This window comes from Pseudomonas sp. NPDC087639 (genome assembly GCF_044743385.1).
Classification (GTDB): Bacteria; Pseudomonadota; Gammaproteobacteria; order Pseudomonadales; family Pseudomonadaceae; genus Aquipseudomonas.
Genome location: NZ_JBIUWI010000042.1, coordinates 30996 through 50418 on the forward strand (window position 1 = coordinate 30996; position 19423 = coordinate 50418).

At 58.1% G+C, this 19423-nt stretch carries 20 protein-coding genes and 1 pseudogene; 6 read left to right on the plus strand and 15 right to left on the minus strand.

Annotated elements, in window-relative coordinates; all coding sequences use genetic code 11:
* Window positions 1-92: 92 nt before the first annotated feature.
* The 5 genes from ACIOVB_RS17875 to ACIOVB_RS17895 all read right to left on the minus strand — a co-directional run bounded on the left by ACIOVB_RS17875 (window position 93) and on the right by ACIOVB_RS17895 (window position 4770).
* Entirely contained in the window at window positions 93-629 is a 537-nt protein-coding gene (locus ACIOVB_RS17875) for a C40 family peptidase (RefSeq protein WP_401269912.1), read from the minus strand.
* A gap of 221 nt (window positions 630-850) precedes the next feature.
* Window positions 851-1465, minus strand: a complete 615-nt coding sequence (locus tag ACIOVB_RS17880; protein ID WP_187677453.1) for a C40 family peptidase — start codon at window positions 1463-1465, stop codon at window positions 851-853.
* Between the two features lie 214 nt (window positions 1466-1679).
* Window positions 1680-2384, minus strand: coding sequence for a DnaA regulatory inactivator Hda (gene hda, locus ACIOVB_RS17885; protein WP_007919828.1), 705 nt, complete (start codon window positions 2382-2384; stop codon window positions 1680-1682).
* Window positions 2385-2603: 219 nt separating this feature from the next.
* Window positions 2604-3677 carry an AI-2E family transporter gene (locus tag ACIOVB_RS17890; protein ID WP_187677451.1) on the minus strand — a complete coding sequence of 358 codons (1074 nt, stop codon included), beginning with the start codon at window positions 3675-3677 and terminating at the stop codon, window positions 2604-2606.
* 34 nt (window positions 3678-3711) lie between these two features.
* The gene (locus ACIOVB_RS17895; protein ID WP_401269916.1) at window positions 3712-4770 is read right to left on the minus strand and encodes a DUF2066 domain-containing protein; all 1059 of its coding nucleotides are present in this window, start codon (window positions 4768-4770) and stop codon (window positions 3712-3714) included.
* Window positions 4771-5139: 369 nt separating this feature from the next.
* Between ACIOVB_RS17895 and purM the strand changes: the two genes are divergently transcribed.
* Genes purM through ACIOVB_RS17910 form a run of 3 tightly spaced genes read left to right on the plus strand, consistent with a single transcriptional unit; the run spans window position 5140 to window position 7570 of the window.
* Window positions 5140-6198, plus strand: a complete 1059-nt coding sequence (purM, locus tag ACIOVB_RS17900) for a phosphoribosylformylglycinamidine cyclo-ligase (RefSeq protein ID WP_401269917.1) — start codon at window positions 5140-5142, stop codon at window positions 6196-6198.
* On the plus strand, window positions 6198-6848 hold the full coding sequence (purN, locus tag ACIOVB_RS17905) for a phosphoribosylglycinamide formyltransferase (RefSeq protein ID WP_401269919.1): 651 nt from the start codon (window positions 6198-6200) through the stop codon (window positions 6846-6848). Before purM ends, purN begins: the two co-directional genes overlap by 1 nt.
* 8 nt (window positions 6849-6856) lie before the next feature.
* Complete coding sequence (locus ACIOVB_RS17910) at window positions 6857-7570, plus strand: DUF3108 domain-containing protein (protein ID WP_166220242.1); 714 nt, start codon at window positions 6857-6859, stop codon at window positions 7568-7570.
* Window positions 7571-7846: 276 nt separating this feature from the next.
* On the opposite strand, the gene ACIOVB_RS17915 is transcribed toward ACIOVB_RS17910, so the two are convergent.
* Both ACIOVB_RS17915 and ACIOVB_RS17920 read right to left on the minus strand, forming a co-directional pair.
* Window positions 7847-9472 carry a methyl-accepting chemotaxis protein gene (locus tag ACIOVB_RS17915; RefSeq protein WP_401269922.1) on the minus strand — a complete coding sequence of 542 codons (1626 nt, stop codon included), beginning with the start codon at window positions 9470-9472 and terminating at the stop codon, window positions 7847-7849.
* Between the two features lie 130 nt (window positions 9473-9602).
* On the minus strand, window positions 9603-10658 hold the full coding sequence (locus tag ACIOVB_RS17920) for an amidohydrolase family protein (RefSeq protein WP_401269924.1): 1056 nt from the start codon (window positions 10656-10658) through the stop codon (window positions 9603-9605).
* 128 nt (window positions 10659-10786) lie between these two features.
* Between ACIOVB_RS17920 and ACIOVB_RS17925 the strand changes: the two genes are divergently transcribed.
* The gene (locus ACIOVB_RS17925; RefSeq protein WP_401269927.1) at window positions 10787-11203 is read left to right on the plus strand and encodes an OsmC family protein; all 417 of its coding nucleotides are present in this window, start codon (window positions 10787-10789) and stop codon (window positions 11201-11203) included.
* A gap of 61 nt (window positions 11204-11264) precedes the next feature.
* Entirely contained in the window at window positions 11265-12131 is an 867-nt protein-coding gene (locus tag ACIOVB_RS17930) for a pirin family protein (RefSeq protein WP_401269930.1), read from the plus strand.
* Between the two features lie 60 nt (window positions 12132-12191).
* On the opposite strand, the gene ACIOVB_RS17935 is transcribed toward ACIOVB_RS17930, so the two are convergent.
* From ACIOVB_RS17935 to ACIOVB_RS17950, 4 genes are all read right to left on the minus strand, one after another.
* A complete protein-coding gene (locus ACIOVB_RS17935) occupies window positions 12192-12920 on the minus strand; it encodes a dienelactone hydrolase family protein (protein ID WP_187677443.1) in 729 nt (242 codons plus the stop codon).
* Window positions 12921-12988: 68 nt separating this feature from the next.
* Window positions 12989-14893 carry a molecular chaperone HtpG gene (gene htpG, locus ACIOVB_RS17940; protein ID WP_401269933.1) on the minus strand — a complete coding sequence of 635 codons (1905 nt, stop codon included), beginning with the start codon at window positions 14891-14893 and terminating at the stop codon, window positions 12989-12991.
* Window positions 14894-14974: 81 nt separating this feature from the next.
* Complete coding sequence (locus ACIOVB_RS17945) at window positions 14975-15427, minus strand: PaaI family thioesterase (RefSeq protein WP_187677441.1); 453 nt, start codon at window positions 15425-15427, stop codon at window positions 14975-14977.
* Window positions 15424-15900, minus strand: a complete 477-nt coding sequence (locus tag ACIOVB_RS17950; RefSeq protein ID WP_401269936.1) for a PaaI family thioesterase — start codon at window positions 15898-15900, stop codon at window positions 15424-15426. Before ACIOVB_RS17950 ends, ACIOVB_RS17945 begins: the two co-directional genes overlap by 4 nt.
* A 158-nt stretch (window positions 15901-16058) precedes the next feature.
* Between ACIOVB_RS17950 and ACIOVB_RS17955 the strand changes: the two genes are divergently transcribed.
* Window positions 16059-16295 (plus strand): hypothetical protein, encoded by a 237-nt coding sequence (locus ACIOVB_RS17955; protein WP_007962865.1) that lies wholly within the window; start codon window positions 16059-16061, stop codon window positions 16293-16295.
* Window positions 16296-16372: 77 nt separating this feature from the next.
* On the opposite strand, the gene ACIOVB_RS17960 is transcribed toward ACIOVB_RS17955, so the two are convergent.
* The 4 genes and pseudogenes from ACIOVB_RS17960 to ACIOVB_RS17975 all read right to left on the minus strand — a co-directional run.
* Window positions 16373-16774, minus strand: coding sequence for an MAPEG family protein (locus ACIOVB_RS17960; RefSeq protein WP_187677439.1), 402 nt, complete (start codon window positions 16772-16774; stop codon window positions 16373-16375).
* Window positions 16774-17511, minus strand: coding sequence for a DUF599 domain-containing protein (locus ACIOVB_RS17965; protein ID WP_401269938.1), 738 nt, complete (start codon window positions 17509-17511; stop codon window positions 16774-16776). The genes ACIOVB_RS17960 and ACIOVB_RS17965 overlap by 1 nt, the downstream gene beginning before the upstream one ends.
* A gap of 159 nt (window positions 17512-17670) precedes the next feature.
* Window positions 17671-18984, minus strand: a complete 1314-nt coding sequence (gene brnQ, locus ACIOVB_RS17970; RefSeq protein ID WP_401269941.1) for a branched-chain amino acid transport system II carrier protein — start codon at window positions 18982-18984, stop codon at window positions 17671-17673.
* Between the two features lie 319 nt (window positions 18985-19303).
* Window positions 19304-19423 (minus strand): annotated as a pseudogene (locus ACIOVB_RS17975) (succinate--CoA ligase subunit alpha); the annotation flags it as partial.

Below are 19423 nucleotides of genomic sequence, written 5' to 3' on the forward strand. Positions count from 1 at the left end.
GCGATAGCGGTGTTTCAGTCAACGATGATGTCGACTGACACGATGCTTTCGCGAGCAGGCTCACCCCTACATTGGGTGATGTGCTGCTTGAATTACGGGTTACGCGCCAGATGCTCAGGCTGCAACACACGCTTGGCACTCAAATACGCCTTCTGCCAATAGGCCTTCGAAAGGCTATCGAGCTTCACCGTGCCGCCAGTTGCCGGCGCATGCACGAAGCGCCCTTCCCCGACGTAAATCCCCGCATGACTGACCTGCGAACCACCATTGGTGGCGAAGAAGATCAGATCACCGGTCTGCAATCCTTCCTTACCGACATTCGGCGCCTGCATGACGATCAGCTCGCGCGTGGAGCGCGGCAGAGAAATACCGGCAGCATCACGGTAGACGAAGCCGATCAGCCCACTGCAATCAAATCCCGAGTCCGGTGTATTGCCGCCCCAGCGATAAGGCGTGCCGACCAGGCCGAGCGCACGGAACAGCACGTCTTCAGCAGCAGGAGAAAAGGCTTGGGAAGGCCCAAACACCACCGGCGCGCGAACCACTGGCGCAGGCGGCGGCGTACGACTGGCGCAGGCGCTGAGTAGCGCTGCGAAGAACATCAATGCGAGGCGGGCCGACATGGTCATAAGCAGAACATCCTGATCTGGCTGCGGCTTTCTCTGCCGAATGGACAGAAAACAAAACCGCCTGCGTGGCACGCAGGCGGTTTGCCATCAATATAGATTCAGGATTCTAGCGGCTACGCGACAAACTTCAAGTAAGACTTTAACTTCACCTTGTAAAGTATAGGTCTACTCCGTTACCGGAAGCCGTTTTTGTCGCCGCGAATGCAGCGACAAAGGGAAGATTACTTGCGAGCAGTCACTACAGTAGGAGCGTTCGCCAAAGCACGTTTGGCTTCGATGAAGGTCTTGCTCCAGTAACTGTCACCCAGGCTGTCTATGCGAACACCGCCGCTGCGACGGCTGCTGGAGTGAATGAACTGATTGTCACCCAGGTAGATCCCGGCGTGACTGACACGACCGCGACGACCGTTGGTGGCGAAGAACAGCAGATCGCCAGGCTCGAGATTGCTACGCGATACCAGCGGAGCATCCACGTTGATCATTTCGCGGGTGGAGCGCGGCAGGTTCATGCCGGCTTCTTCGCGGAACAGATAGCCGATGAAACCGCTGCAATCGAAACCGGCTTCGGAGGTACCGCCGAAACGGTAACGGGTACCGATCAGGGACATGCCGCGTTCGAGGATGCTGTCGGCCAAAACCGGAAGCTCGTAAGGCTTCTTGTTGAAGTCCGACAGTTCTTTTTCGGTGTCCAGCTCTTCCTGGTAAATAACGGAAGACTGGGCAGTGGCAGAATTTTTAACCTGTTGAGGCTGCTCTTGGACTGGAGAATGAGCAGCACAACCGTACAACAGGGTGACGAGTGCGAGAGGCACGAGGGGTGCGAAGCGCTTTAGCATGGGCACGACCGTGGCTGATAGTTGTAAAGAAGCCGAGACTATGCCCGCTATCAACCTCATTTGCAAATTCAATCGATCTTTTTGTGACTTCTCGGTTTCTCGTTTACATCTAAGCGCTTAAGCCCATTTGAATCGAAGCGCGGCCTGCACAACGTGCAGGAAAGCGGATTTTCTGGCGCCTGAAATATGCCGAAACCCGCTGAAAGCCTTGGATTTACCAGCCTAGCGTTTCTTTGAGGAAGGGAATTGTCAGCTTACGCTGAGCCTGCAAAGAGGCCTGATCGAGCTGTTCGAGCAAGTCGAACAATGCGCTCATGCTGCGAGTGCCACGGGTCAAAATAAAATGCCCGACTTCATCGGTCAGGTGCAGACCACGACGCGATGCACGCAATTGCAGGGCACGCAGTTTGTCTTCATCGGAGAGTGGGCGCATCTGGAATATCAGCGCCAGGGTCAGGCGTGATTTCAAGTCAGCCAGTTTGACCGGCAGTTCACGCGGCGAAGTGGATGCCGCGATCAGCAGACGCCGACCGCTGTCACGCAGGCGGTTGAACAGATGAAACATCGCCTCTTCCCAGTCAGCCTTGCCGGCAATCACCTGCAAGTCATCCAGGCAAACCAGCTCGTACTGCTCGAGGTTGTCGAGAATCTCGACGCCGCGATCCATCAACTCCGCCAGTGGCAGGTAAACTGCCGGCTCACCCATCTGCTCGAAACGCAGACACGCTGCCTGCAACAGATGCGTGCGCCCTACGCCATGTTTGCCCCACAGGTAGATCAGGCTTTCTGTCCAGCCGGCGTCGGCTTCGCATAGGCGCTCGACATAGCCGAGTGCAGCGGCATTGGCGCCTGGGTAGTAGTTGATGAAGGTGGCGTCGTCACGCAGACGCACACCTAGGGGCAGCTGAATCGGTTTCATGCTGACTGAACAGTTCTCAAGGAACCGTTAGTGGCCTCTGTGTAAAGTTTGCGAAGTTTATACCCGTGAAGCTGAGCGCACAATGCGACAGAGTCCAAGCAAAATCAAAGGTTTGCGTTAACACACTGGTTTTATGGCAGATTCTCTGACGCTGCCGTGCCAGTGGTGCCCGCAAAACACGGGCCAACCCGGCGCAATGCCGGGCCGTCCATGATGAAGTTACAACTCCGGTTCGTCGACACCACTATAGATGTCGGAATCCTTGTACAAATCGTGCACGTGGCGCACCAGCACCATAATCACCGCCGCCACCGGCAGCGCCAGCAGTACACCGGTGAAACCGAACAGCTCACCGCCAGCCAGAATCGCAAAGATCACCGCCACTGGATGCAGGCCGATCCGGTCACCCACCAACAACGGCGTCAGCACCATGCCTTCCAACGCCTGACCGACCATGAACACTGCGACGATCCCGATCATCGGGTACAGATCGCCACCGAACTGGAACAACCCGGCGATCAGCGCCGCGCCGATGCCGATCACAAAGCCCATGTACGGCACAATCGCCGCCAGACCCGCGATCAGGCCGATCAACAAGCCCAGCTCCAGGCCGACGATCATCAGCCCCGCCGCGTAAATCACGCCCAGCGCCAGCATCACCAACAACTGGCCGCGAACGAACGCCCCCAACACTTCGTGGCACTCACCGGCCAGCGCCACCACACGTTCCTCGCGATCACGCGGCAACAGGCTGCGGATCTTGGCCATCATTACGTCCCAATCGCGCAGCAAGTAGAAACTCACCACCGGGATCAGCACCAGATTGGCCAGCCAGCCGATCAGCGCCAGACTCGAGGCCGTCGCCTGACTCAGTACCACGCCGACGATGTCGGTGGTCTGGCCCATGTGTTCGCTGATCGCCGCTTTGACCTTGTCGAACTTCCAGAACCCGTCAGACAAGCCCAGTTTCGACTGCGCCCACGGCACAGCGGTGTGTTGCAACCAGTCGAGCATTTGCGGGGCCAGTTCGTACAAACGCAGCAACTGCTTGGCGAGCATCGGCACCAGCACCAGCATCAGCGCCGTGACGATCAGGGTGAACAAGGCAAACACCGCGATCACGCCCCAAGTGCGCGACAAACCGAGCTTCTCCAACCGATCCACCAGCGGATCGAACAGATACGCCAACAGCAGCGCCACCAGAAACGGCGTGAGGATCGGATGCAGCAACCACACAAACGCGCAAAGCAGGACAACCCCACCGAGCCAGAACCAACGCCGCGTATCGGCCATGTATCACTCCTACTGCTTCTATATAAAGAAAGACTTACCAGCGAAACCGCAACGACGGTGCAGCAGGTGTCGGGGCCGGAGCCGCTACAGGCGCTGCACCCGCCACCGCAGGCTGCGGCACGGCCACCGGGACCGGCGCTTCAGCGGGCAACTCCTGCAACTTCGCCAGCGACAACTGCGCGCGCATCTGATCGGCGCTGCCATTGACTCGATACACGATGCGATCGCCATCGACACTCTGCAGACGCACGCCAAACGGTTCGAGTAACCGCAACAGTGCGGCGTAATGCTCAAGATTCATGCCCTGCACTTCCAGGGTCTGCTGACCCGAAGCACCCGGCTTGGCAACAAAACGTGGCGCCAGGCGCTCGGCCACCGCCAGCATCACGGCGTCAGCCACGGCAGCCTGATCGGCCCCTTGCACACTGCCCGCCTCTTTTTGATCACCCAGCCACAAGCGCCATTTAGCCTGCCACTGCCCGCCCTCTTCGCGGGTATGCACGGCCAGCAAGGCGTCAGCGTTATAGCGCTCGGACGCACCGCGCAACGGCGCCGGATCAGCACCTTCCAGCGCAGGTGCTGTGGCAACAAGCTGTTCACTCAGATCCGCCAGCGGCAAACGCAGCGGCAGTCCGCGATGTTGAGCGGCAGTACGCAATGGCGCGGCGGCGGCCTGGCCATCACCGACCAGACTGGAACCTTCGGTGGAATCGTTCAGCCACCAGCTCAGAATCGACGGCCGACTGGCGCCCCACAAAGACAACCCGGCGCGGCGCAATGCCTGTTCGGTGCTGCTCGGGTCGAAGTCGACTTTCAGCACCTCTGGCGGCCCGGCATCAAAACCGAACTGACTGATGATCTGCTGCGGGTCCTTGCGAACTGCCGCCAGCCCCGGATTTTGCGGCGCCTTGGGATCGCCGGTCAGGCGCAGCACCAAAGTATCCAGCGCGGCCTGAGTGGCGCGATCGCGCTCTTCCGGGCCTTGGCTGCTGACCGGCTGACGCACTTGATAAAGGCCTTTGAGGTTTTCGGCATGACTCGCCAGGCTGACCACAGACAAACAACCCACAAACAACAATTTACAAAAACGCATGGAGAATTCCCGTCGACAGGAGCGGCTGGAACAGGCCGCGTGAACCGGTTGAGCAAGGCTGTGACCATCGGCCGTTGCAAAACATTCACACGGCGGCGGTAAGTTTTTGCACAGTCATAACGATAGACGGTTAATTGCGACACCTTATACAGGCACCCACATGCCTCAATTGCAAAAAAATTCTGCTGATATGCCCCTGCCCGTCGGCGTGAGGATGGCCGCTGCCCCTCAAGCCTGATAAAATCGCGCGCCTTCGCAGACCGGCAACAGCCGGGCACCTCGAAACTCGCGTGAGGCAATCGCCCCATCGACTTCGGCGCCCCGCTGGACTCGGTCGTTACCCCTGAATCCCCCCTAAAGGCCTGGATCATGAGCAAGCAACCCTCCCTGAGCTACAAGGACGCCGGTGTAGACATCGACGCCGGTGAAGCATTGGTCGAACGCATCAAGAGCGTCGCCAAGCGCACTGCGCGTCCGGAAGTCATGGGCGGCCTGGGCGGTTTCGGCGCCCTCTGCGAAATCCCGGCCGGCTACAAGCAACCTGTGCTGGTTTCCGGTACTGACGGCGTCGGCACCAAGCTGCGCCTGGCCCTGAACCTGAACAAGCACGACAGCATCGGCATCGACCTGGTCGCCATGTGCGTCAACGACCTCGTAGTGTGCGGCGCCGAGCCACTGTTCTTCCTCGACTACTACGCCACCGGCAAGCTCAACGTCGACACCGCTGCCCAGGTTGTAACCGGCATCGGCGCTGGCTGCGAACTGTCCGGTTGCTCGCTGGTAGGCGGCGAAACCGCTGAAATGCCAGGCATGTACGAAGGCGAAGACTACGACCTGGCCGGTTTTTGCGTCGGCGTCGTGGAAAAATCGGAAATCATCGACGGCTCGAAAGTCGCCACCGGTGACGCCCTGATCGCCCTGCCGTCGTCCGGCCCGCACTCGAACGGCTACTCGCTGATCCGCAAGATCATCGAAGTCTCCGGCGCCGACATCGAAAACACCCAGCTCGACGGCAAACCGCTGAGCGACCTGCTGATGGCCCCAACCCGCATCTACGTGAAGCCGCTGCTCAAGTTGATCAAAGACACCGGTGCCGTCAAAGCCATGGCCCACATCACCGGTGGCGGCCTGCTCGACAACATCCCGCGCGTTCTGCCAAAAGGCGCTCAGGCCGTTGTTGATGTGGCCAGCTGGACTCGACCTGCCGTCTTCGACTGGCTGCAAGAGAAAGGCAACGTTGACGAGACCGAAATGCACCGCGTGCTGAACTGCGGCGTCGGCATGGTCATCTGCGTCGCTCAGGAGCACGTTGAAGTGACTCTGAACACCCTGCGTGACGCCGGCGAACAGCCTTGGGTCATCGGTCAGATCGCTGTCGCTGCCGAAGGCGCTGCTCAGGTTGAACTGCAGAACCTTAAGGCTCATTAATGTCCGCAACCTGTGATGTCGTGGTGCTGTTGTCCGGCACCGGCAGTAACTTGCAGGCTCTGATCGACAGCACGCGGACCGGCAACAGCCCGGTCCGCATCGCTGCGGTGATTTCCAACCGCGCCGACGCCTACGGCCTGCAACGCGCCAGTGACGCGGGTATCGCCACCCGCTCACTGGATCACAAGGCATTTGAAGGTCGCGAGGCCTTCGATGCAGCCCTGATCGAACTGATCGACGAATTCAATCCCAAGCTCGTGGTGCTGGCCGGATTCATGCGCATTCTCAGCGCTGACTTCGTTCGCCACTATCAGGGTCGCCTGCTCAACATCCATCCGTCGCTGCTACCCAAATACAAAGGGTTACACACTCATCAGCGCGCGCTGGAGGCCGGCGACAAGGAGCACGGCTGCTCTGTACACTTCGTCACCGAGGAACTCGATGGCGGGCCACTGGTCGTACAGGCAGTATTACCGGTAGAGTTGCACGACACGCCGCAGACTCTTGCGCAGCGAGTGCATGTTCAGGAACACCTGATCTACCCGCTGGCCGTACGCTGGTTTGCCGAAGGGCGACTGGCACTCGGTGAGCAAGGTGCTTCACTGGACGGCCAGTTACTCGCGGCCAGCGGCCACTTGATTCGAAACTAGGAGATATTATGCGTCGCGCCCTGCTCTTCGCTTGCGCACTGCTCGCCCTGCCTTTCGCACAGGCGGCAGACCTTCAACCGTTCTCCGCCAGCTACACCGCCGACTGGAAGCAGCTGCCCATGAGCGGCACCGCCGAACGCAGCCTGACCAAGGAAGCCAACGGTGTCTGGAAACTCAGCTTCAAGGCCTCGATGATGATTGCCAGCCTGAGTGAAGAAAGCACCCTGACTTTGGACAAGGACACCTTGCTGCCACAGTCCTACCACTTTGAACGTGGCGGTCTGGGCAAGGCCAAGAAGGCTGATCTGGATTTCGACTGGAACAGCAAAATGGTCACCGGCACCGACCGTGGCGACGCGGTGAAGATCCCGCTGAACCGTGGCATGGTCGACAAATCCACTTATCAGTTGGCACTGCAACATGACGTCGCCGCTGGCAAGAAAACCATGAGCTACCAAGTGGTCGATGACGGCGAAGTCGATACCTACGACTTCCGCGTACTGGGCTCGGAAAAAGTCGAGACCAAGGCCGGCAAGATCGATGCAATCAAGGTCGAGCGCGTACGCGACCCGACGCAAAGCAAGCGCATCACCGTCCTGTGGTTCGCCAAGGATTGGGATTACCTGCTGGTTCGCCTGCAACAGGTTGAAACCGACGGCAAGGAGTACAACATCATGCTCCAGGACGGCACGGTCAACGGCAAGGCTGTCAAAGGCAGCTGATTCACCGCTATAGCAAAGAGCCCCGCAAAATGCGGGGCTTTTTTTCGTCTGCTGGACTGGAGATTTGTGCCTGGCTCGCCCCTCACCCCAGCCCTCTCCCGAGGGAGAGGGAGCCAACCGAGATGTCTGGCGCTATGCATCGACCTGAAAGATCGAGTCGATTGTGGATTCACCAAAGAATGTTCAGGTCGACGTAACTCGCCAATCTCCCACGGTCAGTCCCCTCTCCCTCCGGGAGAGGGTTAGGGTGAGGGCAACCTCAGGATCAGCACACACTCAGACCGAGAACTTAGCCACCATGTTGTTCAGATCCACTGCCAACCGCGACAACTCCTGGCTCGCCGCACTGGTCTGATTGGCGCCCGCCGACGTCTGCATCGCCAAATCACGAATATTCATCAAATTGCGATCCACCTCCCGCGCCACCGCTGCCTGCTCTTCCGAGGCGCTGGCAATCACCAGATTGCGCTCATTGATCAAGGTGAACGCCGAGGCGATTTCCTCCAGCGCAGTCCCGGCTGCCTTTGCCAATTCGAGCGTCGAACGCGCCCGTACATTGCTTCGCTGCATCGAACTGACCGCCGAATCGGTGCCCTGCTGAATGCCGCCAATCATTTGCTCGATTTCTTGCGTCGACTGCTGGGTACGATGCGCCAATGCCCGCACCTCATCCGCCACCACTGCAAACCCACGCCCGGCATCACCGGCCCGGGCCGCTTCAATCGCCGCATTCAGCGCCAGCAGGTTGGTTTGCTCGGCAATCGAACGAATCACGTCCAGAACTTTACTGATGCCATGAACCTTCTGTGCAAGGTCTTCGACTTGCGTTGCATTGGCCGTAACGTCCTCGGCGAGGGATTCGATTGAAGTCACGGTCTGCCGCACCTGCTCACGACCATGCTGAGCAATGCGGTCGGACTCGCGCGAAGCCTCGGATGTCGCCACAGCGTTGCTGGCCACCTCCTCCACCGCTGCAGTCATTTGATTGACCGCCGTGGCTGCCTGCTCGATCTCCAGACTCTGCTGATGCAACCCTCGCGTGGCGTCTTCCGTGACACAGCTCAGTTCTTCCGAGGCCGAAGCCAATTGACTCGACGACTCCGAGATCTTCCGAATGGTGTCGCGCAAATTGTGCTGCATGCTCTTGAGCGCCTGCAGCAGCCGCGCCGGCTCATCCTTGCCGGAAATGCTGATGTCGCCGGTCAAGTCACCGCCGGCCACCACTTGCGCCACGCCCAATGATTGCGCCAACGGCAGTACGATACTTCGGGTCAGCAACAGCGCCAGGCCGATGGTGACAATCGCCGTTATGCCGATCATGACCCCGACCCACACACGCGAATTGGTGAAGACCAGCCGCGCAGCCTCGGTGGCGAGATTGGCATTGTGCTTGTTCAGTTCGACCAGTTCACGCAGGGTGACCGCAATCTCGTCGGCCAAGGGGCTCATCTCGCCATTGAGGATGGCCGCCGCCTCCTCCACCCGGTTCTGAGCAGACAACTGCATGACCTGCGCCTGAAGCTCAAGATATTTGTGCTCGGCGACCTTGAAGCGATCAAACAGTCGGCGCTCCTCGGGCAGCACGATCAACACGTCGTAACGCTGCTGAGCCTGACTGAGCGCACCCCGAAGTTCATTGAGCTTGGCGACATTCTGCTGCAGTGCCTGCGCATCGCGGTTGAGCAACAGGCGCATGGTCAGCGCACGCAGACGCAGCATGTCCTGACTCATTTCGCCGACCGCCATCACGCTGGGCAGCCAGTTGTTGTCGACCTCGTCGGACTGGGCACGCATGTTCGACATTTGCAGCAGGGCGAACGCCCCAAGGGCAAACACCATCAGGGCCAACAAGCCAAAACCGAGGCCCGCACGCGGGGCAATATTGAGACTACGGATACTCATTGCGCTGGTTCCTTCCAAAAGCGCTGCATCAACCCTGCAGCTGGTTGCTTTAGAAGGTATCGGCCCGGCTGAAATTTGCGTAAGACCAAAAGGTGATATCAAAAGGCCTTAATACTTCGAACACTCGGCATTAACGATTCAGCGTGGTTTTGCCGGACTTAAGCTCCGTTCGCGGCAAGATCGCCAGAAAGTTATCTTTTGCGACTTTGCACGCTACGTCTTCGGGTAAAGCGTCCAGAAACGGTTTGAAGCTGTGCATTTCCTTACCGAGCTTGTTGAACCGCCCTACAACATCGGAACCGATCATGAAGCGCTCAGGGTGACGTTTGACCAGCGCCAACCATTCCGGACGCGGCTGGCCCTGTTCGTCCAGCAGATACGGCGAGAGCATGCTCCACGACAAGTCGATGAACAGATTCGGATACGCCTCAAGCATGCGCGTGAGGGTCGGCAGGAGAAAATCCAGTTGTGTTTGATGCCGATGGATTTCCGCGCTAGTGCCAGCGTGAGCCCAGATGAACCGTGTGTGCGGGTGATTACGCAGCGGCTCTTCGATTTCCTTCAGGTACAACGGATTTTTCTCACGTTTGGAAGTGATGTTGGAATGCAGCATCACCGGCAGATCATTTTCCGCCGCCAGATGATAGATCTTCGTCATCGCCTCGTTGTTGGCGCGCGGCGTATCACCAGAGGTCAGCGCCGTAAGGTCGTCATGGCGGGTAAACACTTCGCCAATGCCCTGCCACAGCCCCGGATACAGATCGAGCATGCGCTGGATATGCGCGGCGGAGTTCTTGTCGTTGGGGTTGAAGCCAGAGAGAAACGGATGAAAGTACGGACGCTGCTCAGGCGTCAGTTTTTGCACCGCATCGGCGACGATCACATCCGTGGCGCTGTACCAATAGGCATCGGCATCATCGCCGGCGTAATAGCGCGGACGCTTGGGTTCGTCTTCGTGCCACTTTTTCGCCACGGGGATGCCGGAAATCATCACGTGCTCAATGGAGTTTTCTTTCATCGCCGTCAGCAGTTTCGGCATGCCGGCGGTTTCCTGGAAAAAATCCACGTAATGCAGGTGTGCATCGCTGTAGGTGTATTCGCGGGCACTGGCAGTACCCGCAAACAGCAGAAGACTGGCGAGACTCAAACGATACAGGGACACAAGTAATCTCCGACAAGTAGGCATAGCCTAGACCCCGCCCTGACAACAAGGGTTCATCCCGCAGGAAAGTGGAACGCGCGCCGGTGGGAATGCTCTATAACTGCAAGGTCTTTTTTGATCGAACGACTTTTCCTACTGCCAGTGAGGTTCCCATGACTGTTACCGTCAATACCGTCTCCGCTGAAGGTTTTCGTCACACCGTACAAATCGATGACCACGAATTTTTTGCCGACGTGCCGGTTGCTGCCGGTGGCGAAGGTTCGGCGCCAGAGCCGCACGACTACTTCGACGCCGCCCTCGGTGCGTGCAAGGCCTTGACCCTGAAGATGTACGCGAAGAAAAAAGACATCCCGCTGACCGGCGTGGGTGTCGAAGTGAAACGCGACAACAGCCAGGAGCAAAAAGGCAAATACGCCCTGCACGTCACGCTCACCCTCAAAGGCGTGCTCACTGATGCCCAGCGCGAAGAATTGCTGCGCGTGGCCGATCGTTGCCCGATCCACAAGCTGATGACCACCAGCGAAGTCAGCATCGAAACCCACGCCCCACAAGGCTTCGACAGCCAATAACCATCCTGATGCCAGCGGCGGGTTATGCTTCTGGCATCACCCGCTCAGCCTGGAATGCACCATGGACACGCAACCTCTGATCATCCGCCCGCGCGCCGAAGACGTCGAAGGCCAGCCGATTCTGCGACCGCTGCCGTCAGCCAAATGCCGCAGCGTCGGGCCTTTCGTGTTTTTTGATCACATGCTTGAGACGGTTTATCCGACGGGCAAAGGCATGAACATCCGACAGCATCCACACATCGGTCTGTCGACCCTCACCTATTTGTTCGAAGGCCAACTCCTGCACAAGGACAGCCTCGGCTCCGATCAAGTGGTCAGCGCCGGTGATGTCAGCTGGATGACCGCCGGCAGCGCGATTGCTCATGTTGAACGCACGCCCGCACCGCTGCGGGATCAGATCTTCACGATGCACGGCTTGCAGATCTGGTTGGCTTCGCCCAAGGATCACGAACAAGGCCCCGGCCATTACAGTCATCACCCGGCGGCGACCTTGCCGGTCAGCGATAACCTCGGCGTGCAGATTCGGATGATTGCCGGGTCAGGCTTTTGCCTGAAATCACCAGTGCCGGTGCTTTCTCCTACGCTGTATGCCGAAGTGAAGATGCAAACGGCGACCACACTGCTGATTCCCACCGAGCATGAGGAACGTGCGTTGTATGTATTAAGCGGCGATGCGCAGTTGAACGGCGAAGCAGTCGAGCCGCATGCGTTGGTGGTGTTGCCGGCCGGGGAAGAGATGAGCCTGTTTGCAGAGAGTGACGTTCACGCCGTGGTATTCGGCGGCGCCCCACTGGACGGGCCTCGGCGGATCAACTGGAATTTTGTCGCAAGCGATCCGGCGGCGATTGATGAGGCACGGCGCAAGTGGGCGGCCGGGGATTGGCCGACGGTGCCAGGGGAAAGTGAGCGGATCGAGTTGCCGCGTTAAAACATTAGAAACAAAAGATCGCAGCCTGCGGCAGGCTGCGATCTTTTGATCTGAGGGCAATCAGCCCTTGAACACTTCATCCAGCAAGTCATGCATCGACTTGAATGCCCGTGCAGCGGTCTTCGCGTCGTACATCATCTTGCCCGGCACATTGGCGTGCGGATCGGTAAACGAGTGCACGGCACCGCCGTAGCTCAGCAGTTGCCAATCCACGTTCGCCGCGTTCATCTCGTCTTCGAAAGCCGGCAACTGCTCCTTCGGCACCAATGGATCGGACGCGCCATGCAGCACCAGCACCGAGCCTTTGATGTTTTTGGCATCCGCCGGATTCGGCGAGTCCAACGTACCGTGGAACGAAACCGCCGCCTTCACCGGCGCGCCAGTACGGGCCAGATCCAGTGCACAGCAACCGCCGAAGCAGAAACCGAACACCGCCAGTTTCGAGAGATCGACCGCCGCTTCACCCTGCTTCTGCAACTGCTCGAACGCTGCCTGCATGCGCTTGCGCAACAGTGCACGATCATCCTTCAGAGGCATCATCGCCGCACCGGCCTGATCAGCGTTTTGCGGACGTACGGCCTGGCCGTAGACGTCGGCGATCAATACTACGTAGCCCTTGGCCGCCACTGATTTAGCGATTTCCTCAGCGCCAGCGCTGACGCCCATCCAGTTCGGTGCCATCAGCAAACCCGGGCGCGCGTCCTTGTGCTCGGCATTAAACGCCAAACGACCTTCATAAGGCTGACCGTCAATCTGATAGACCACGGAACGTACAGTAACTTGGCTCATTTCTGACTCCTGATTGGTTAAACACCAGAATGAAAAAACCCGCCGAAGCGGGTTTTTCTACAACGTGATCAAACCGACAGTTCAACCAGCAGCTTGTTCAGACGGCGCACGTACGCGGCCGGATCCTTCAAGCTGTCGCCGGCAGCCAGGGCTGCCTGATCGAAGAGGATGTGCGACAGGTCGCCGAAACGCTCTTCGCTCTGCTCGCCGTCGAGTTTCTCGATCAGCGGGTGAGCCGGGTTGAACTCGAAAATCGGCTTCGAATCCGGCACCTTCTGGCCGCTGGCTTCGAGGATCTGACGCATTTGCAGACCCAGATCCTGCTCGCCGATGGCCAGAATTGCTGGCGAGTCGGTCAGACGATGAGAAACCCGCACTTCAGCCACGGAATCACCCAGCGCCGTTTTCAGACGCTCAACCAGACCTTCTTTGGACTTGGCAACCTCTTCTGCGGCTTTCTTGTCCTCTTCCGAGTCCAGGTTGCCCAGATCGAGGTCACCGCGTGCCACGTCGACAAAGCTCTTGCCGTCGAATTCGCTCAGGTAGCTCATCAGCCACTCGTCGATACGGTCGGTCAGCAGCAGCACTTCGATGCCTTTCTTGCGGAAGACTTCCAGGTGCGGGCTGTTCTTGACCTGCGCGTAAGTTTCGCCGGTGAGGTAGTAGATCTTGTCCTGACCTTCCTTGGCGCGTGCCAGGTAATCGGCCAGACCGACGATCTGCTCGCCGTCGTCACCGTTGGTCGATGCAAAACGCAGCAGACCGGCAATTTTCTCTTTGTTGGCGAAGTCTTCTGCCGGGCCTTCTTTAATGACCTGACCGAAGTTTTTCCAGAAGCCTTTGTATTGCTCAGGCTCGTTCTTCGCCAGTTTTTCCAGCATATCGAGTACGCGCTTGGTCAGCGCCGACTTCATCGAATCGATGATCGGGTCTTTCTGCAGGATTTCCCGCGACACGTTCAGCGACAGGTCGTTGGAATCGACCACACCTTTGATGAAGCGCAGGTACAGCGGCAGGAACGACTCGGCCTGATCCATGACGAACACGCGCTGCACGTACAGCTTCAGGCCTTTCGGCGCTTCGCGCTGGTACAGATCGAACGGTGCGCGGGCCGGCACGTACAGCAGCGAGCTGTATTCGAGTTTGCCTTCGACCTTGTTGTGGCTCCAGGCCAGCGGGTTCTCGAAGTCATGAGCGATGTGCTTGTAGAATTCCTGGTATTCCTCGTCCTTCACGTCAGTGCGAGGACGGGTCCACAGGGCGCTGGCGCGGTTGACGGTTTCCCATTCAACGGCTGGTGTTTCTTCGCCTTCGGCTGCGGTGACTTCTTTCGGCAGCTCGATCGGCAGCGCGATGTGGTCGGAGTACTTCTTGATGATGTTACGCAGACGCCAGCCATCAGCGAACTCGTCTTCTGCCGCTTTCAGGTGCAGAACGATGCGAGTGCCGCGCTCAGGTTTTTCGATGGTAGCGACTTCGAATTCACCCTCGCCTTTCGACGACCAGTGCACACCTTCGCTGGCAGGAGTGCCGGCGCGACGGCTGTACACGTCAACCTGGTCGGCAACGATGAAGGCCGAGTAGAAACCTACGCCGAACTGGCCGATCAGGTGCGAATCCTTCTTCTGATCGCCGGACAGGTTTTTCATGAAATCGGCGGTGCCCGATTTGGCGATGGTCCCCAGGTGGGTGATCACATCGTCACGGTTCATGCCGATACCGTTGTCTTCGAGGGTGACGGTCTTGGCGTCTTTATCGAAGCTCACACGGATTTTCAGATCAGCGCCACCTTCGAGCAAATCCGGCTTGGCCAGGGCTTCGAAGCGCAGCTTGTCTACAGCGTCAGAGGCGTTCGAGATCAATTCGCGAAGGAAGATTTCCTTGTTGGAATACAGCGAATGGATCATGAGGTGCAGCAGCTGCTTTACCTCGGTCTGGAAGCCCAGGGTTTCCTTTTGAGTTTCCACACTCATGGTCATCAAACTCCAATCAGATGGCATTGGCCGCGACCTGAATGGTCTGCGGCGGGTTGTCATCTGAGTTTGGGGCAGTGTTCAGGATTTCAAGGGCTCATCGATTTTGAAGTGTGCTCGGGCGGTGGCAATCGGTTCGCTCTCTGTGCTTTGCCACGCGGTGACGGCGACGTTGGCCACTCGCCGCCCCTGACGACAGACCTGACACTTGGCCCACGTATCACGAAACTGCCCGGCACGCAGGTAGTCGAGAGAAAAGTCGATGATCTTCGGCACACCCGGCGCCCCGGTAAAAATCAGTAGATGCAGCGCTGCAGCCAGCTCCATGAACCCGGCAATCACCCCGCCATGGATCGCCGGCAATAAAGGGTTACCAATGTTGTCCTTGTTCGCCGGCAGCTTGAACAGCAGTTCATCACCGACCCGCGAGCACTCGATACCGATCAGACCGGCATAGGGGATCAACTTAAGCAACGGCGCGTAGTCGCCCTGCGCGTGGGCCAGTTGCAACTGATCCTTGAAGTCGCTGCTCATTGGCCTTCACTCTTGATGGCGCCGCCGAAACCCTTGGCGCCTTTAATGTTTTTGCCCATGCGCATGAACGTGCCAACAACATGAGCGATTGGCTGTTCGGGATCATCCTGATAGGCAAAACCGCGGGCGAAGATCACATCTGTCGTAACGCGATAGCACTGAGCGAAGCCGTAGACATTTTTGTGGGGTTCAGCGGCGTGCATGTAGTCGATGCGCAGATCAAGGGTCGGGCAGACTTCGAATACCGGCAGCACACACAACGTCGACATCCCGCAGGCCGTGTCCATCAACGAGGTGATTGCCCCGCCATGAATCACCCCGGTTTGCGGGTTGCCGACGATTTTCGGACTGTACGGCAGGATCACTGTAAGTCCTTCACTGGAGGCGCTGTGCACCTGCAAACCCAGTACCTGACAGTGACGCAATGCCGAAAGAAAACGCGTCGCGCGCTCAAAAACGGGGTTTTCGGCCATTTGATAATTACTCTCGTTAGTGCCTGTTTTGAGTAGTAACCGGAACAGCAAAAGTTCCGTTGCAAAAGAAACTTATATATCTGAAAGAAATGAGGAACTTAACCCTCGGCGCAGAGTTCTTAAGGCCAGTAGTTATTTTCCATAAGGAGAAACACCCCATGCGTAAGACTTTAGCTATTGCCTTGATGTTGACCGCTTCCCTCGGTCTCGCTGCCTGCGATAAAAAATCCGAGGACAAAGCTCAAGATGCCAACCAACATGCTGAACAGGCTCAGCAGGACATGAACAAAGCTCAGGATAAAGTGAACGACGCAGCGAAAGAAAACGCCGAAGCTGCCAAAGCTCAGGCTGAATCGAACCAGGCTGCACAAGAAGAAGCTGCCAAGAAGCAATAATTTGCTTTTCGGTGTAACAAAAGAAAACCCGCCAAGTGCGGGTTTTCTTTTGCCTGGGATTTATCGGTACTGTCGACTTAGAGCAACACGGTTCTAAAAGTCGGACTAATCATCAGCAACAACGAACACACTAAGCCGACCAGCCAGACCAAGCTGCGCAGCTTGGGTAGATCCGCCAGGTAAAACCACAAGTAGATGATCCGTGCGATCACGAAAATAATCGCCAAGGCATCAATCAACCACCCTTGGGTTTGCGTGGTGTGCGCCATCAGTACACCCACGGCAAACAGGATGAACGCTTCGATGCTGTTCTGGTGGGCCGCCAGCGCCCTTGCGCCATAACCGGTCAGTTGCGCCTGCTGCTGGCGCGGCAGGTGGTTGTTGTAACCGCCCTGCTCTTTCATGGCTTTGCCCACCGGCATGCGCGCGATATAGATCAACAGCGCACTGATAAACACACACCAGAACGGAATACTCATTAAACAGCCTCTTTGTTCGCCTCGGGGACGGGCGCCTCTGTAGGGGTATAGACCATCACATCGAGAACGTCGGAATGAAATTCGCGACGGTACAAGACCACGACTACACCGGCACTCATGATCATGAACAACCATGGACTGACAAACCACGCCAGCATGCTCATGCCGAAGTAGTAAGAGCGCAGGCCGAAGTTGAACTGGTTGGCCGCCATTGAAATCACCCGCGCCGCCCGCGACGCGAAGGCCTTGCGCTCCTGCTCGGACACTTGTCGCTCACCGATCATGGGTGCCGAGCCGACCAGAATCGCCGCAAAATTGTACTGGCGCATGCACCAACTGAATGTGAAGAACGCGTAGACGAACACCAGCGCGAGGCACAACAACTTGATCTCCGACATGCCTTGCGACGCCTGCTGCACCATCGGAATGTCCGCCAGCAACGACACCGCCCGTTCAGACGCACCCAGCACAGTGAGAATACCGGCGAGGATGATCAGTGTGCTGGAGGCGAAGAACGAGGCGTTGCGCTCCAGGTTGCCGATCACGCTGGCGTCGGCGATACGGTTGTCACGCAGCAACATACGGCGCATCCAGTCCTCGCGATACAGGTGCAGGACGCTGGCCAGGCACGCTGTATCACGGGCCTTCCAGGTGGCATAACGGGTGTAGCCGCCCCAGCAGATGACGAACCAGACGGCGGCGAGCAGGTGAATCAGGTTGGCTTGGATGAACGACATGCGGTTCCTTGTGATGTAGATGCGGAATCTAAGCAACCCTTCGACGTTAGCTCAGGAAAAAAGACACTGCCTGACGCCCATAAAAAATGCCCCGTATCGATTGATACGGGGCATTTCTGTTTAAGCGTTCAAGACCCGCTTGTGGCGAGTCAGGAAACGTCAGGCAATGGCTTCGCTGCGCTTGCCCAGCACGCGATCGCAGACTACCGCGACCACCAGAGTCATTACGCACGGCACCAGCCACGCCAGGCCTTGCTCGCTAAGCGGCAGATGAGACAGCTGCGAAGGCATCCAGTCAGCGAGACCGGCGCCTTTCAGCGCGTCGATGGTGCCGAACAGGAACGACACCAGCATCACCGGGCCAAGAATACGGCCGTGTTCATGCCAGAAGTCTTTGCAGAAGCTCAGGGCCACCAACACGATGCATGGCGGATAGATCGCGGTCAGCACCGGGATGGAGAACGCAATCAACTTGGTCAGGCCAAGGTTGGACACCAGCAGCGAGAACGCGGCCAGAATGATCACCAGCGTCTTGTAGGACAGTGGCAGCACACGGCTGAAGTACTCAGCACAGGCGCAGGTCAGACCGACCGCCGTCACCAGACACGCCAGCGAGATCAGCACCGCAAGGAAACCGCTGCCCAACGAACCGAAGGTGTGTTGCACGTAAGCGTGCAGTACCGCAGCGCCGTTGGTGGCACCGACCGCGACTTCGTGGCTGCCGGAACCTAGACGGAACAGGCTGACATACACCAGCGCCAGACCGACACCGGCAATCAGCCCGGCGATGATCGCGTAACGGGTGATCAGCGCTGGCGACTCGACGCCACGGGAGCGGATCGCGTTAACGATGACGATGCCAAACACCAGCGCGCCCAGGGTATCCATGGTCAGGTAACCATTGATGAAGCCTTGGGAGAACGGTGCTGCCACGTATTCCGGCGTACCGCTACCGATATCACCGGCAGGCAAGGCGAACGCGGCGATGCCGAGTACCGCCAGCGCGATGATTTTCAGCGGCGCGAGGAAACGCCCAACGGTGTCGAGCAAACGGCCCGGGTAGAGCGAGATGAAGAACACCAGCAGGAAGTACACCGAGCTGTAGAGGAACAGCGCCAGCGGACTTTCGCCGGTCAGCGGCGCCAGCCCCACTTCGAACGACACGGTCGCGGTACGCGGGGTGGCGAACAACGGGCCGACCGCCAGGTAGCACGCAGCAGCCAAAATGCCGCCGGCAATCTTGCCGATCGGGCTGCTCAGCGCATCCATCGCCCCGCCAACCTTGGCCAGCGCGACGACGGTGACCACCGGCAGACCGACCGCCGTGATAAGAAAGCCCAGCGCGGCCATCCAGACGTGAGGTCCGGCCTGCAAACCGACGATAGGCGGGAAGATGATGTTACCGGCCCCAACGAACAGGGCAAACGTCATAAAACCAAGTGCCAGGATGTCCTGACCTTTCAAAACTTTCATTAAGGAAATACCACACTACTGAATCGGAATTTAGAGGGGAATTGCCCTGTGGGATTAGGGAAATGCTGTCGATCCGTATGGGACTGACCCGTATAGCGCGTTGCATGCCTTGTGGGCGGCAGACGCAAAAATGGCTGCTAGCCTAACGAATTTGGCTCACAAACGCACTGTTAGAGGGCGAACTATCCGATACGCGACGTTTCCGTGTCGCGTTTTTGCATGTAATTGGGGGCAAGTCTATAAATCCTCGAATGCCGGAAACGACAAAGGCCACCCGAAGGTGGCCTTTGTTTGGTAAAGCGTCAGTTAAGCGCGAGGCTTACTTGACAGGCCAACCAGTCAGCTCGGCCAGGGCCTTGCCGATGTCTGCCAGCGAACGCACGGTTTTAACGCCTGCGTCTTGCAGCGCAGCGAATTTCTCGTCTGCAGTGCCTTTGCC